Origin of the sequence: Mucilaginibacter sp. 21P (assembly GCF_019331605.1) — a bacterium.
Taxonomy (GTDB): Bacteria; Bacteroidota; Bacteroidia; order Sphingobacteriales; family Sphingobacteriaceae; genus Mucilaginibacter; species Mucilaginibacter achroorhodeus.
Genome location: NZ_CP063061.1, coordinates 428,431 through 441,413 on the forward strand (window position 1 = coordinate 428,431; position 12,983 = coordinate 441,413).

The 12,983-nt window shown below is 46.1% G+C and carries 11 protein-coding genes and 1 riboswitch; of the genes, 10 read left to right on the forward strand and 1 reads right to left on the reverse strand.

What is annotated here, in order from left to right; translation table 11 throughout:
• Window positions 1-9: 9 nt before the first annotated feature.
• On the reverse strand, window positions 10-495 hold the full coding sequence (locus tag INP83_RS01705; protein ID WP_219126068.1) for a DUF6252 family protein: 486 nt from the start codon (window positions 493-495) through the stop codon (window positions 10-12).
• A gap of 479 nt (window positions 496-974) precedes the next feature.
• Between INP83_RS01705 and dnaG the strand changes: the two genes are divergently transcribed.
• The 10 genes from dnaG (at window position 975) to INP83_RS01755 (ending at window position 12,948) form a co-directional block, all read left to right on the forward strand.
• A complete protein-coding gene (gene dnaG / locus INP83_RS01710) occupies window positions 975-2,930 on the forward strand; it encodes a DNA primase (RefSeq protein ID WP_219126069.1) in 1,956 nt (651 codons plus the stop codon).
• Complete coding sequence (locus INP83_RS01715; RefSeq protein ID WP_219126070.1) at window positions 2,930-3,298, forward strand: YraN family protein; 369 nt, start codon at window positions 2,930-2,932, stop codon at window positions 3,296-3,298. Before dnaG ends, INP83_RS01715 begins: the two co-directional genes overlap by 1 nt.
• Before the next feature lie 6 nt (window positions 3,299-3,304).
• A complete protein-coding gene (locus INP83_RS01720; protein ID WP_219126071.1) occupies window positions 3,305-4,390 on the forward strand; it encodes a glutaminyl-peptide cyclotransferase in 1,086 nt (361 codons plus the stop codon).
• 124 nt (window positions 4,391-4,514) lie between these two features.
• A riboswitch (SAM riboswitch) is annotated at window positions 4,515-4,626 on the forward strand.
• A gap of 150 nt (window positions 4,627-4,776) precedes the next feature.
• Window positions 4,777-8,493, forward strand: coding sequence for a methionine synthase (gene metH / locus INP83_RS01725; protein ID WP_219126072.1), 3,717 nt, complete (start codon window positions 4,777-4,779; stop codon window positions 8,491-8,493).
• Between the two features lie 40 nt (window positions 8,494-8,533).
• A complete protein-coding gene (locus INP83_RS01730; protein ID WP_219126073.1) occupies window positions 8,534-8,890 on the forward strand; it encodes a four helix bundle protein in 357 nt (118 codons plus the stop codon).
• Window positions 8,891-8,929: 39 nt separating this feature from the next.
• Window positions 8,930-9,886: a methylenetetrahydrofolate reductase [NAD(P)H] gene (gene metF, locus INP83_RS01735; protein ID WP_146273335.1), complete on the forward strand. Its 957-nt coding sequence runs from the start codon at window positions 8,930-8,932 to the stop codon at window positions 9,884-9,886.
• A gap of 208 nt (window positions 9,887-10,094) precedes the next feature.
• On the forward strand, window positions 10,095-10,334 hold the full coding sequence (locus INP83_RS01740) for a helix-turn-helix domain-containing protein (RefSeq protein WP_219126074.1): 240 nt from the start codon (window positions 10,095-10,097) through the stop codon (window positions 10,332-10,334).
• A gap of 57 nt (window positions 10,335-10,391) precedes the next feature.
• On the forward strand, window positions 10,392-11,036 hold the full coding sequence (locus INP83_RS01745; RefSeq protein ID WP_219126075.1) for an HD domain-containing protein: 645 nt from the start codon (window positions 10,392-10,394) through the stop codon (window positions 11,034-11,036).
• 31 nt (window positions 11,037-11,067) lie between these two features.
• Window positions 11,068-12,390 carry a carbohydrate porin gene (locus INP83_RS01750; RefSeq protein WP_219126076.1) on the forward strand — a complete coding sequence of 441 codons (1,323 nt, stop codon included), beginning with the start codon at window positions 11,068-11,070 and terminating at the stop codon, window positions 12,388-12,390.
• Window positions 12,391-12,423: 33 nt separating this feature from the next.
• Window positions 12,424-12,948 carry a YceI family protein gene (locus INP83_RS01755; protein ID WP_219126077.1) on the forward strand — a complete coding sequence of 175 codons (525 nt, stop codon included), beginning with the start codon at window positions 12,424-12,426 and terminating at the stop codon, window positions 12,946-12,948.
• Window positions 12,949-12,983 lie beyond the last annotated feature (35 nt).

The window sequence follows — 12,983 nt, forward strand, 5'->3', positions numbered from 1 at the left end:
CTTGAAAAATTATCTCGGCAAGGCAATAACAAACTGCCCTTTGGTAAATTTAACACTATCCGGATATATGCTTGATGTTGCCGGGAACGTGCGTTTTAATTTGATGGTAAATGTTCCGCCGATAACCTTGTTGATAGAGTCCAGCGCAACAATCTGAACTTTACTGCCGGTATCTAAACCAACATTGTAACGGCTTACCGTATCCTTGCCCAAAAGCTGGTAATATTTTGCCTGGTTACCGGTAAGTGCATAAGTGCCCTTGCCGGCATATTTAAAATTCATGCGCAGACCGGCATCATTGCTTCTGCCTGATACCTGTATAGAATCAGTGCCAACTTTTGCAGAGAACGGAACAGCATAAACAGCAAGGCCATTTTTTTCTGCAACAAAATAAGGGTCGTAGTAAAAGCCGGTGTTGTTGTTATTATCGTTCTTAAAGCAGGAAGAAAATAAAACTGTCGCCAGCGCTAAAAGGGTAAATGTGTACTTTTTCATTTTAGTGTTATTAATAGTGTACTTATCCTTTACGTTAAAAATTTTAAGAGTGCTACAATGGGGATGAGAATTTTTTAGAGGCCTCTCCCCCAACCCCTCTCTGAGGAAGAGGGGCTTCTAACAAGTCTACCCTAACGGGCGAGATTTAGAGGGGGCTGAATACGGCGAGGAATAGCCTTTCCCCCAACCTCTCTCCGAGGGAGAAGGGCTTATAATAAGTCTCCCCTATCGGGGGAGATTAAGAGGGGGCTGAATGCGACAATGAGGACTCATCCCGTCCCGATTGCTATCGGGATGCGCGACACTCACTGCTCCGCAAAGAGGGTAAGAAAAAATAACCTTCTTTTCGCGCAGCGAAGAGAGGGTGGTCGAGCGTAGCAAAGACCGGGTGAGTAAACTCAATTACTTATATTTTTCTATCTTTATAAAAGCCCAAAACGCTACTTTTGTAGCCCGCAATTTTTTGTCCTCAACACAGCATGATCACCAAAACAACCATCGACCGTATAATGGAAGCCACAGATATTGTGGAGGTGATAGGCGAATTTGTGCAGTTGAAGAAACGCGGGGCTAATTTCATAGGCCTCTCCCCTTTTGTGAACGAGAAAACACCTTCGTTCACGGTGTCGCCGGCAAAGGGCATTTTTAAAGATTTCTCATCGGGCAAGGGTGGCAGTGCAGTTACCTTTTTGATGGAGCTGGAGAAATTCACCTATCCCGAAGCCCTTAAATGGCTGGCAAAAAAGTACAGCATCGAGATTGAGGAAACGGTTGAGAGCAAAGAGAACCGCGAGGAAGATAACCGCCGCGAAAGCCTCATGATCGTATCGGCATATGCGGCTAAATTTTTCCATGAAAGTTTATTGGATACCGATGAAGGCCAAAGCATAGGGCTAAGCTATTTTAAGGAACGCGGCTTTAGCACCGAGACCATTAAAAAGTTTGAGCTGGGTTACTCACCCGACCAGTGGGAAGCTTTTACCGGGCAGGCACTTAAAGAAGGCTACCAGGAAGAGTTTTTAGTAGATAGCGGGCTATCTGTAAAACGTGACAACGGCAGTTTGTACGATCGTTACCGTGGCAGAGTGATGTTTCCCATCCATAGTTTTACGGGAAGGGTTATTGCGTTTGGGGGGCGTACACTAAAAAAAGACAAGAACGTACCGAAATACGTTAATTCGCCCGAGTCTGAGATCTACCATAAGTCAAACGTACTATATGGCCTCTATTTTGCCAAGCGTGCCATTCGTGATGAGGATAACTGCTACCTGGTAGAGGGCTATGCCGACGTAATATCCGTGCACCAGGCCGGTATCGAAAACGTGGTTGCCTCATCCGGAACTTCACTTACCGTTGAACAGATTCGCCTTATCGGTCGCCTCACCAAAAATATCACCATTTTATACGATGGGGATGCGGCGGGTATTAAGGCGTCCCTCCGGGGGCTGGATATGATACTGGAAGAAGGGCTTAACGTAAAAGTGGTGCTCTTTCCTGATGGACACGACCCGGATTCGTTTGTGCAGCAGTTTGGCACCAGCGTTTTCAAAAAACATATTGAGGATAATAAAAAGGATTTCATCCTCTATAAAACTGATATCCTGCTTAAGGATGCCGGTAATGATCCGATTAAAAAAGCTACTGTCATACGCGAGATAGTTGAGAGCATCTCTAAAATACCTGATTCTATAAAGGCATCGGTATTTATCAAGGAGTGCAGTATGCAGCTACAGATAGATGAGCGCGCACTGCTATCAGAGCTGAACAAGATGCGCCAGGCCAAGGCCAAAAAGGATCACGAGAAAAGCGAAAAGACCACTACCTATCGCCCTGAACTATCCCCGGAAGATGCTGCCTTGTTTGGCGAACAACCCGAGGTTGCTGAAGCTGCACCACAACCGGAAAAAGAATCAGACACACAGGAAAAAGAGATCATCCGCCTGTTATTGCTGTACGGTAACAAAATGATAGACTGGGATGGCATTGCCAATACCTACATCGGCCCGTTTATGGTAGCCGAGTTGAGCGATGTTGAATTTGAGCAGCCGGTTTGCAAGGAGTTTCTGGAAATCTACCGCCAGGAAGTAGAGAACGGCGTATTGCCTGATGAACAATTCTTTATTCATTCGCAGGATAAAAACCTGGTCGACCTTACTGTTAACCTTTTAGCCAACAAGTATATGCTGAGCGAGAATTGGCTGGAGATGCATAAGATCTTCGTACCAGATGAACAGGCCAACATGAAGGCGACCATCCTTGGGGCTATCTTTCACCTTAAAAAGCAAAAGGTTGGCAAAATACTGGAGAGCCTGCGTAAACAACTGCAAACTACTTTAGAAGCCGCCGACCAGGAAATACTGCTTAACCAGTACATGCACATGAAAAAGGTAGAGAAACATATATCGGATTACTTAGGATCTGTTATACTCAAATAATGGCCCTTCACAACGATCTCGGTAAACAAGGCGAAACACTTGCCAAAGCTTTTTTGGAAGCTGCCGGCTACGAGATATTGGACGAAAACTGGGTTTTCGGCAAAGCAGAGATAGACTTAATTGCTTATAAAAACAAGGTGATTATATTTACCGAAGTTAAAGCGCGTAGCGGCACGGGCTTTGGCCTGCCCGAGGATTTTGTAGATACCCGCAAGCAAAACCTGCTGGCCCATGCTGCAGATGAATACATTTATTTAATGAACCATAACGGCGAAGTGCGGTTTGACATAATATCTGTGCTTTTTAACCGTAATAATACCCATACCATAAAACATATTGAAGATGCCTTTTGGCCTTCTGCCACCTAACACAAAATGAATAAAAAATTAGTGCTCCTGGCCTTTGCGGCTTCCCTGCTTGCTTACGGCTGCCATACTGATACCGATAATGCCCAGCAAGACCTTACCGTTAGCCCTGATGCCGGCACCACTTACAAGGCAGGTCAGCAGGTTGAAATAAAAGTAAATTTCCCGAAGGATGCCAAGATAGATTCTGTAGTGTACCTGGTTGATAGCACCCGCATCGGTTCAAAAAAAGACCAGACCGGCGTTACGCTAAAAACCGACAGCCTCAGTTTAGGTGCACGCACCATTACCGCCAAGGTTTACCAACCCGGCGCCGCTGCGCAGGATGTTACCACCAACATCGTATTGTTGCCCGCAAAAGCACCGGAGGAGCTAACGTTTACTGTAGAAAAGGTTTTTCCGCATGATACCAGTCTTTACACCGAAGGCTTGATATATGACAACAACGGCTTTTATGAAAGCAGCGGTGGTTATGCCCAACCTCCAGCCGGTGTGCCTGCCGATGGCCAGTCTAAACTGGTAAAAACGACCCTGCCAAGTGGTAAAATTGTTCAGCAGAAAATGATCGACCCTAAGGTGTTTGGCGAAGGAATTGTGGTTATCGGCGATAAGATAATGATGCTTACCTGGAAAGAAAAGATAGGCTACGTTTTTGACCGCAAGACGTTCGATCTGAAAAACACCTTTAATAACAACGTGGGTGTTGAAGGCTGGGGCACGACCTACGATGGTAATAAGATCTACATGGATGATAGCACCAACCGCATCTGGTTCCTGAATAAAGACACTTACCAGCAAACCGGCTATATTGATGTTTATGATGATAAAGGGCCTGTTAACGAGATCAACGAGTTGGAATATATTGATGGTAAGATCTACGCCAATGTTTACAAAACCGAAAACATCCTGGTGATAGACCCAAAAACAGGTGCAGTACTGCAGCGTGCTAACATGGCTGATATGTACCCGGCAAGCAAGCGTAATATTGAGGCTGATGTGCTTAATGGCATCGCTTATGACAAAGCCACCAAGCGCATATTTGTTACCGGCAAAAAATGGGATAAGCTGTTCCAGGTTAAGTTCAGCAAAAAATAATAAAAGAGGCAGCCATCGGGCTGCCTTTTACGTTCATTAGGATTCGCAGCATGAACGTAAATATAGTTGTGAGATGCAACCCCGTTTCATTTGCACTTTACAACATTATTATTCATCTTTGCACTGCTTATGGAGAAAGACGGAGGGATTAGACCCTGCGATGTCTTAGCAACCTGTTACTTAACAAGGTGCTACATTCTACCCGGACCAGCAATACTGCCCGGGACAGATAAGTGAAAGTCAACCGTTAACACCCCGACTTTTCGAAATAAGTCTTCGTAGTATTAAGTAATTAGTATCAAGTATCAGGATTTTTTCTTGTGCAAGATATGATATGGTATCCATGCGGTACTTGCTACTTGATACTCGCTACTTGATACCGAAAAATGGACATTAGAAAAGAACTACAGAAACGCATCCTGGTAATTGACGGGGCAATGGGCACCATGATACAGCGGTACGAACTAACGGAAGCTGATTTTCGTGGGGAGCGTTTCCGTGATCATCCGTCAGACCTTAAGGGCAACAATGACCTGTTGAACCTTACCCGTCCGGATGTGATCAAGGCTATACATAAAGAGTACCTGGAGGCCGGTGCCGATATCATCGAAACCAATACTTTCAGCACTCAGCGCATTTCCCTGGCTGATTATCACATGGAAGATCTGGGCTACGAGCTAAGCTACGAGGGTGCCCGCCTTGCCCGTGAAGCTGCTGATGAATATACTGCCCTTACGCCTGATAAACCGCGCTTTGTGGCCGGTGCAGTTGGCCCTACCAACCGTACGGCATCGTTATCACCTGATGTAAACGACCCGGGTTACCGTGCTGTTACCTTTGATGACCTGGCCGAGGCTTACTATGAGCAGGTACGCGGTTTGGTTGATGGCGGATCGGACGTATTATTGGTTGAAACCATTTTTGATACGTTGAATGCCAAAGCGGCACTATTTGCAATAGATAGATATAAACAGGAATGTTTGGCTGCCGGTAAAGATTACGCAGCTTTCCGCCCTACGGGTGGAATCATGATCTCCGGAACGATTACCGATGCATCAGGCCGTACGTTATCAGGCCAAACAGTTGAGGCTTTCTGGAACTCCGTTAGTCATGCTAATTTATTGTCGGTTGGTTTAAATTGTGCCTTGGGTGCCCGCGAAATGCGCCCGCACTTAGAGGAGTTATCTGAAAAGGCTGGTGTGTTTATTTCAGCCTACCCTAACGCAGGTTTGCCTAACGAGTTTGGTGCCTATGATGAAACCCCGCACGAAACCGCCCACCAGGTTGACGATTTCATAAAAGCCGGCCTGGTGAATATCGTTGGTGGTTGTTGTGGTACCACGCCAGATCATATCAAATGTATTGCTGATAAAGCGGCGAAATATCCGCCCCGCGCTATTCCGGAGATAAAGCCTTATTTGCGCCTAAGCGGCTTAGAAGCTGTTACGCTAACGCCGGAGACCAACTTTGTAAACATTGGTGAGCGTACCAACATCACCGGTTCGCCAAAATTCTCTAAACTCATCCTTGCCGAAAATTACGAGGAAGCCCTTTCTGTTGCTTTACAGCAGGTAGAAGGCGGTGCCCAGGTTATCGATATTAACATGGACGAGGGGATGATCGACTCTGAAGCCGTAATGGTGAAATTCCTGAACCTGGTTGCCAGCGAGCCGGATATTGCCAAACTGCCCATCATGGTCGATTCATCAAAATGGAGCGTACTGGAAGCTGGTTTAAAATGTTTACAGGGCAAGGGAATTGTAAACTCCATCTCCCTTAAAGAAGGCGAGGAAAAGTTTAAAGAATATGCCCGCAAGATATTAAGCTATGGCGCTGCCACGGTGGTGATGGCCTTTGATGAGACCGGTCAGGCCGATTCACTGGAGCGCCGTAAAGAGATCTGCGAACGCAGCTACCGTATCCTGGTTGATGAGGTTGGTTTCCCGCCGCAGGATATTATTTTCGACCCCAACATCCTTACCGTTGCAACCGGTTTGGAAGAACATAACAATTACGCGGTAGACTTTATTGAGGCTACCCGCTGGATAAAACAAAACCTGCCACATGCCAAGGTAAGCGGTGGGGTGAGTAACATTTCCTTCTCGTTCCGCGGTAATAACGTGGTGCGCGAAGCCATGCACTCGGCCTTCCTTTACCATGCCATAAAAGCCGGCCTGGATATGGGTATTGTTAACGCCGGTATGCTGGAGGTGTACGAGCAGATCCCGAAAGACCTGTTAGAGCTGGTTGAGGATGTATTGCTTAACCGCCGCCCCGATGCTACTGAGCGCCTGGTTGAATTTGCCGATACTATCAAAAGCAAAGGTAAAGAGGTGGTGCGCGATGAAGAGTGGCGTAAAGGTTCTGTTGAAGAACGCTTGTCGCACTCGCTGGTAAAAGGTATTGTTGAATACCTGGATGCCGATGTGGAAGAAGCCCGGCAGAAATATGCCCGCCCGTTGGAAGTGATTGAAGGCCCGCTGATGGATGGCATGAACATCGTTGGCGACCTGTTTGGTGCCGGTAAAATGTTTTTACCGCAGGTGGTAAAGTCGGCCCGTGTAATGAAGAAGGCGGTGGCTTACCTGCTGCCGTTTATCGAAGCCGAAAAGCAACGCATGATCGATGCCGGCGGCGATAGCAGCGGTGTCCGTGCAAATGCAGGCAAAGTGCTGATGGCTACCGTAAAAGGCGATGTGCACGATATTGGTAAAAACATTGTTGGCGTGGTATTGGCCTGTAACAACTTCGAGATCATTGATCTTGGGGTGATGGTACCAGCGCAAAAAATCATCGAAGAAGCTAAGAAACAGGATGTAGATATCATAGGCCTCAGCGGCTTGATCACCCCATCATTAGATGAGATGGTGCATTTTGCCAAGGAGATGGAACGCGAAGGTTTTACCATTCCGTTGATATTGGGTGGAGCCACTACATCGCGTATCCATGCAGCTGTTAAGGTTGCGCCGCATTATTCGGGCGCTGCTATCCACGTGCTGGATGCATCGCGCAGTGTAACGGTTTGCAGCAGCCTGATGAACAAGGACACCCGCGATAGCTACATCCAGGGTATAAAAGATGAATATGCTAAAGCCCGCGAAGCCCATGCCAACAAGAAAAGCGACAAGCGTTTTGTAAGCATTGAGGAAGCACGCGCGCAGAGATTTCAGATAGATGTGAACGCCGTGGCACCTGCGCCAGGCTTTTTGGGTACAAAAGTATTTGAGTCCTTCCCGCTTGAGGAATTGGTGCCGTATATCGACTGGACACCGTTCTTCCATACCTGGGAGTTGCGTGGCAGCTATCCAAGGATATTCGAAGATAAGTTTGTAGGCGATGAAGCCAAAAAACTATTCGACGATGCGCAGGCATTGCTGAATAAAATAGTAGATGAGAAGTTGCTCCGTGCAGATGGTGTTATCGGTTTCTGGCCGGCTAACAGCGTGGGTGATGATATCGAGATCTATACAGATGATAGCCGCCAGCATTTGTTAACGAGGATCCATACGCTTCGCCAGCAAAACGAGAAAGTAAAGGGCGAGCCTTATTATGCCCTGTCGGATTTTATTGCCCCAAAAGAAAGCGGCGTGGCCGATTACTGGGGAGGATTTGCAGTGACTGCCGGCCTGGGTTGTGATGAACTGGTTGCCGAATTTGAACGCGACCACGACGATTACAACAGCATAATGGCCAAAGCCCTTGCCGATCGTTTGGCTGAGGCCTTTGCTGAAAAAATGCACGAACTGGTACGTAAAGAGTACTGGGGTTATGCCAAAACCGAGGAGTTAAGCAATACCGATCTGATCAAAGAAGAGTACCAGGGTATCCGCCCGGCACCGGGTTACCCCGCCTGCCCGGACCATACCGAAAAGATAAGCTTATTCGAGATCCTGAAAGCTGAAGAAAACGCGCACATGCACTTAACAGAAAGCCTGGCCATGACACCGGCAGCATCAGTAAGCGGTTTCTACTTCGCGCATCCGCAATCAAGGTACTTTGGTCTGAATAAGATCAGCAAAGATCAGATTGAAGATTATGCAGTGAGAAAGAACATGAGCGTGGACACTGTAGAACGCTGGTTAGGGCCTAATTTGAATTATTAGAGTAGTATCAGGTAGTTAGTACCAAGTATCAAGACAGAAAATGCACAATTTCAAAGAATTAAAAGTTTGGAAGGCAGGAATCGAGATCAACAAAGCCATCTTTCAACTGACTAAAGTATTCCCGTCTGACGAAAGGTACGGCTTGATATCTCAAATGAATAGGGCGGCGGTTTCTATTCCATCGAATATTGCAGAAGGCTGTGGTCGTAAATCGAATAAAGAATTACATCAATTTTTAAATATTTCATTGGGTTCAGCTTTTGAACTTGAAACTCAATGTATAATTGCAAAGGAGTTTGGTTATATCAACGATAATCAACTTGAAGAAATAACAACAATGTTAGTTGAAGTGCAAAAGATGATCTACGGCTTGCAGAAAAGCTTAGCAACTCAATAAATTCATCTTGATACTTGATACTAACTACTTGATACTGAAATGAAGATAACCGAACACATCCAGAACGCTAACGGCAAAACACTATTCTCATTCGAGTTGATACCGCCTTTAAAAGGCCACAGCATACAGGGCATTTATGATGCTATTGACCCGCTGATGGAGTTTAAGCCGCCATTTATAGATGTAACTTCCTTACGTGAAGATTTTATTTATAAAGAGCAGGAGAACGGTTTGCTGCAAAAGCTGGCTTACCGTAAGCGCCCTGGCACTATTGCCATTTGCGCGGCAATCATGAACAAGTACAAGGTTGATACCGTGCCGCATTTGCTTTGCGGTGGTTTCACCAAAGACGAGACCGAGAACGGTTTGATAGACCTGCATTTCTTAGGCATTGAGAACGTATTGGTGCTCCGTGGCGATGCACGCAAAGGTGATTCGTCATTTGTGCCTACGCCAAATGGCCACTGCTATGCTACAGACCTGTTGCAGCAGGTAGTAAACATGAACAATGGTGTTTACCTGCACGAGCATTATGACAACATGCTTCGAACTGATTTTTGCATTGGCGTGGCAGGGTATCCCGAGAAACATTTCGAGGCACCCAACCTTAAAACCGACTTTAAATACCTGAAACAAAAGGTAGATATGGGCGCAGGTTTCATTGTAACGCAGATGTTTTTTGATAACCAGCGTTATTTTGATTTTGTGAACGGTTGCCGCGCGGCAGGTATTAATGTACCCATCATTCCGGGGCTTAAACCGGTCACGGCTTCAAAGCAACTGATATCGCTTGCTAAAACATTCCATATAGATATCCCGGAAGATCTGTCTGACGCCATCCACGACGCAAAATCTGAAAAAGATGTAAAGGAGATCGGTATCGAGTGGATGATAAATCAGTGCAAAGAGCTGGTAAAATTCGGTGCGCCGGTGCTGCACTTTTATACCATGGGCAATCCGGGGCCAACAAAGCGCATTGCCGAAGCAATATTTTAGATAATAAAAGAAGGCCGCTTGATGCGGCCTTTTTCTTTTCATCCGCTACATTAACAACCTTTGCCATAATTAAATTTTAACGATAACGCTAACCGCGCGTGAGTTAATAATTAAAAACTTAACCAAGAAAATATTTTAACCTAAAATGTATTTTTTTTAAATCCGTGCAAAAAAAAATCTCGTTAGTATCAGGAATTGCACAATTTTTATGAATACTACGCTGAATCAAAAGGTAAAAGCCGTTGCGATGAATATACGCAAAAGGCGGGAAGATTTAAATTACACACAGGAGTACCTGGCTGCAAAGCTTAATATTTCGCAGAACGCTTATAGCAAAATTGAGCTTGGGTACACCAAAATTACGGTAGAGCGGTTGTTCCAGATCGCAGATATCCTTGATATCGATCTTACAAATCTCATCAACACCAATAAAGCTGTTGCTGCTTAATTATAGTCTTAACACAGAAAACTTGTTGTCTATATTTGCATCCTAACAGATGCAGATATGGAACACAGGGAGATCATTGAACTTACCGTAACCTTCGTAAAGGAAACCCTTAAGAATGCTGAAGGCGGCCACGACTGGTGGCATATTAACCGCGTTTGGACCAACGCCAAACACATTGCCCGGCATGAGAACTGCGACCTCCTCACCGTTGAACTTGCCGCATTGTTACATGATATTGCCGATAGTAAGTTTCACAACGGCGACGAAGAAATAGGCCCGGCCACCGCATCAAAATTTCTTAAAAGCATTGATGTGGACCAGGCGGTCACAGACCATGTAGCGGCTATAATTAGGCACATATCGTTCAAGGCAAGCTTTGATAAGGCCGGTTTTCACTCTCCCGAACTTGCCGTTGTGCAGGATGCCGACCGTTTAGATGCCATTGGCGCCATAGGTATTGCCCGTGCCTTTACCTACGGCGGGCACAAGGGCCGCGAGATCTACAACCCGGAGATTAAGCCGCAACTGAACATGACCAAAGAGCAGTACAAGAATACCACTGCTCCCACCATCAATCATTTTTACGAAAAATTGCTTTTGCTAAAAGACAAAATGAACACCAATACCGGCCGCGAAATGGCCTTGCAGCGCCACGCTTTTATGGAGCATTTTCTTAAGCAGTTTTACGGCGAAGTATCGTAATTTAGCCCAAATTTTTACGATCACAGTCAACATGAAGAAAACCCTGCTGTTAGCAGCAATACCCCTGCTTTTCAATATCGTGTCTAAAGCGCAGGATACCACCAAAACGCAAAACGTTAACCTGCACTTCCAGCAAACGGTTATCACGCAATATAAACCTGCATTTAGCGCAAAATACAGCGGCGATAATAGCTTGCAAACCGGCGAAGAAACCCAAACATCACTAACCACCACACTCTTTGGCGGGGCGAGGTTATGGAAAGGCATGGAAGGTTACTTCAACACCGAAATGTCGGGAGGATCGGGCCTAAGCAAAACGCTTGGTATAGCCGGTTTCCCAAATGGCGAAACCTTTAGGGTAGGCGCTGCCGAACCTAAAATTTACATCGCCCGCCTATACTTTACCCAAAACTTTGAGTGGGGTGATGATAAGGAATTTCTACCCGATGATGTTAACCAACTGGCCGGCTGGAAAAGCAAACGCTATTTCAGGGTTACCGTTGGTAAATTTGGCATGGCGGATTTTTTCGATGGTAACGAATTCAGTCACGACCCGCGTTCACAGTTCATGAACTGGAGCTTGATGGACAATGCCGCCTGGGATTACCCCGCCAACACCCGCGGTTATGTATTTGGTGCGGTAGCAGAGTTGGGCCAGCCAACCTGGGCACTGCGTTTTGGCTACACCATGACCACCACTACCGCTAACGGCTCCATCTGGGACGAGCGCCTTGGCCGTGCCAATACCCAAACCCTCGAGTACGAAAAACGCTATACCCTGGGCGGTGCGGATTATAAAAAAGGTACTGTTCGGCTATTAGCCTTCCGCAACAATGGTAAAATGGGTATCTACCGCGATGCTTTGAATAATCCAGTGGGCGGCACGCCAAATGTCGATGCTGTACAGGCTTACGGCCACCACAAATACGGTTTCGGTATCAGCGCAGATCAATACCTTACCAAAGATTTCGGCGTGTTTGCAAAAGCCAGCTATAACGATGGCAAAACCGAAACTTGGGCTTTTACGGAGATAGACAGGTCTATCAGCTTTGGCGCTACCCTACGCGGCAACTCATGGCACCGTGCAGATGACGAACTGGGCCTTGCCTTTGTAGGCAACGGCATATCTAAAGACCACCGCTATTACCTGGCTGCAGGCGGTTACGGTTTCATCATTGGCGATGGGGCACTTAACTACGGTACTGAGATGATCGCCGAGCTTTATTATAAAGTTAACGCTTACAAGCACATGGTTTGGCTATCGCCGGATTACCAATTTATAGCAAACCCGGCCTACAACCGCGACCGTGGCTCGGTTAACGTATTTTCACTACGTGCGCACGTAGAGTTTTAAACCATTGGCAAACTGCTAAGTCAATACCTGCAGATGAAAAAGATATTTAGAATAGTTGTTTTAATGCTGGCTTGCGTGGGCGCTTACGCACAAGCTGATCTTACCAGATCAAAGATCAGCTTTGAGATCAAGAACATGGGTATCAAAACAGGCGGCACCATTGACAAGGCACAGGCCAATGTTCAGTTTGATCCGGCGCAATTGGGGAGCAGCAAAATTGAAGCAGTTGCCGAGGCGGCTTCCATCAATACAGACAACACCATGCGCGATAACCACCTCAAGAACGAGGATTATTTTGATGTGGCTAAATATCCTAAGATCAGCATGACATCAACCTCTTTCAAGAAAAAAGGAAGCGGTTTTGTAGGCATCTTTAATCTTACTATTAAAGATAAGACCAAGCCTGTAGAAGTTCCATTTACTTATACATCGCTAAGCAGCGGCCACCTGTTCAAAGGCAGCTTTAAAATAAACCGCCGCGATTTTGGCGTAGGCGGCAGCAGCATGACCATGGGCGACGATGTAACCATTAATGTTGAAGCAGAAACTGCTAAATAATAACGATTTTTTAACACTGTAACGCGCAGTTTTGT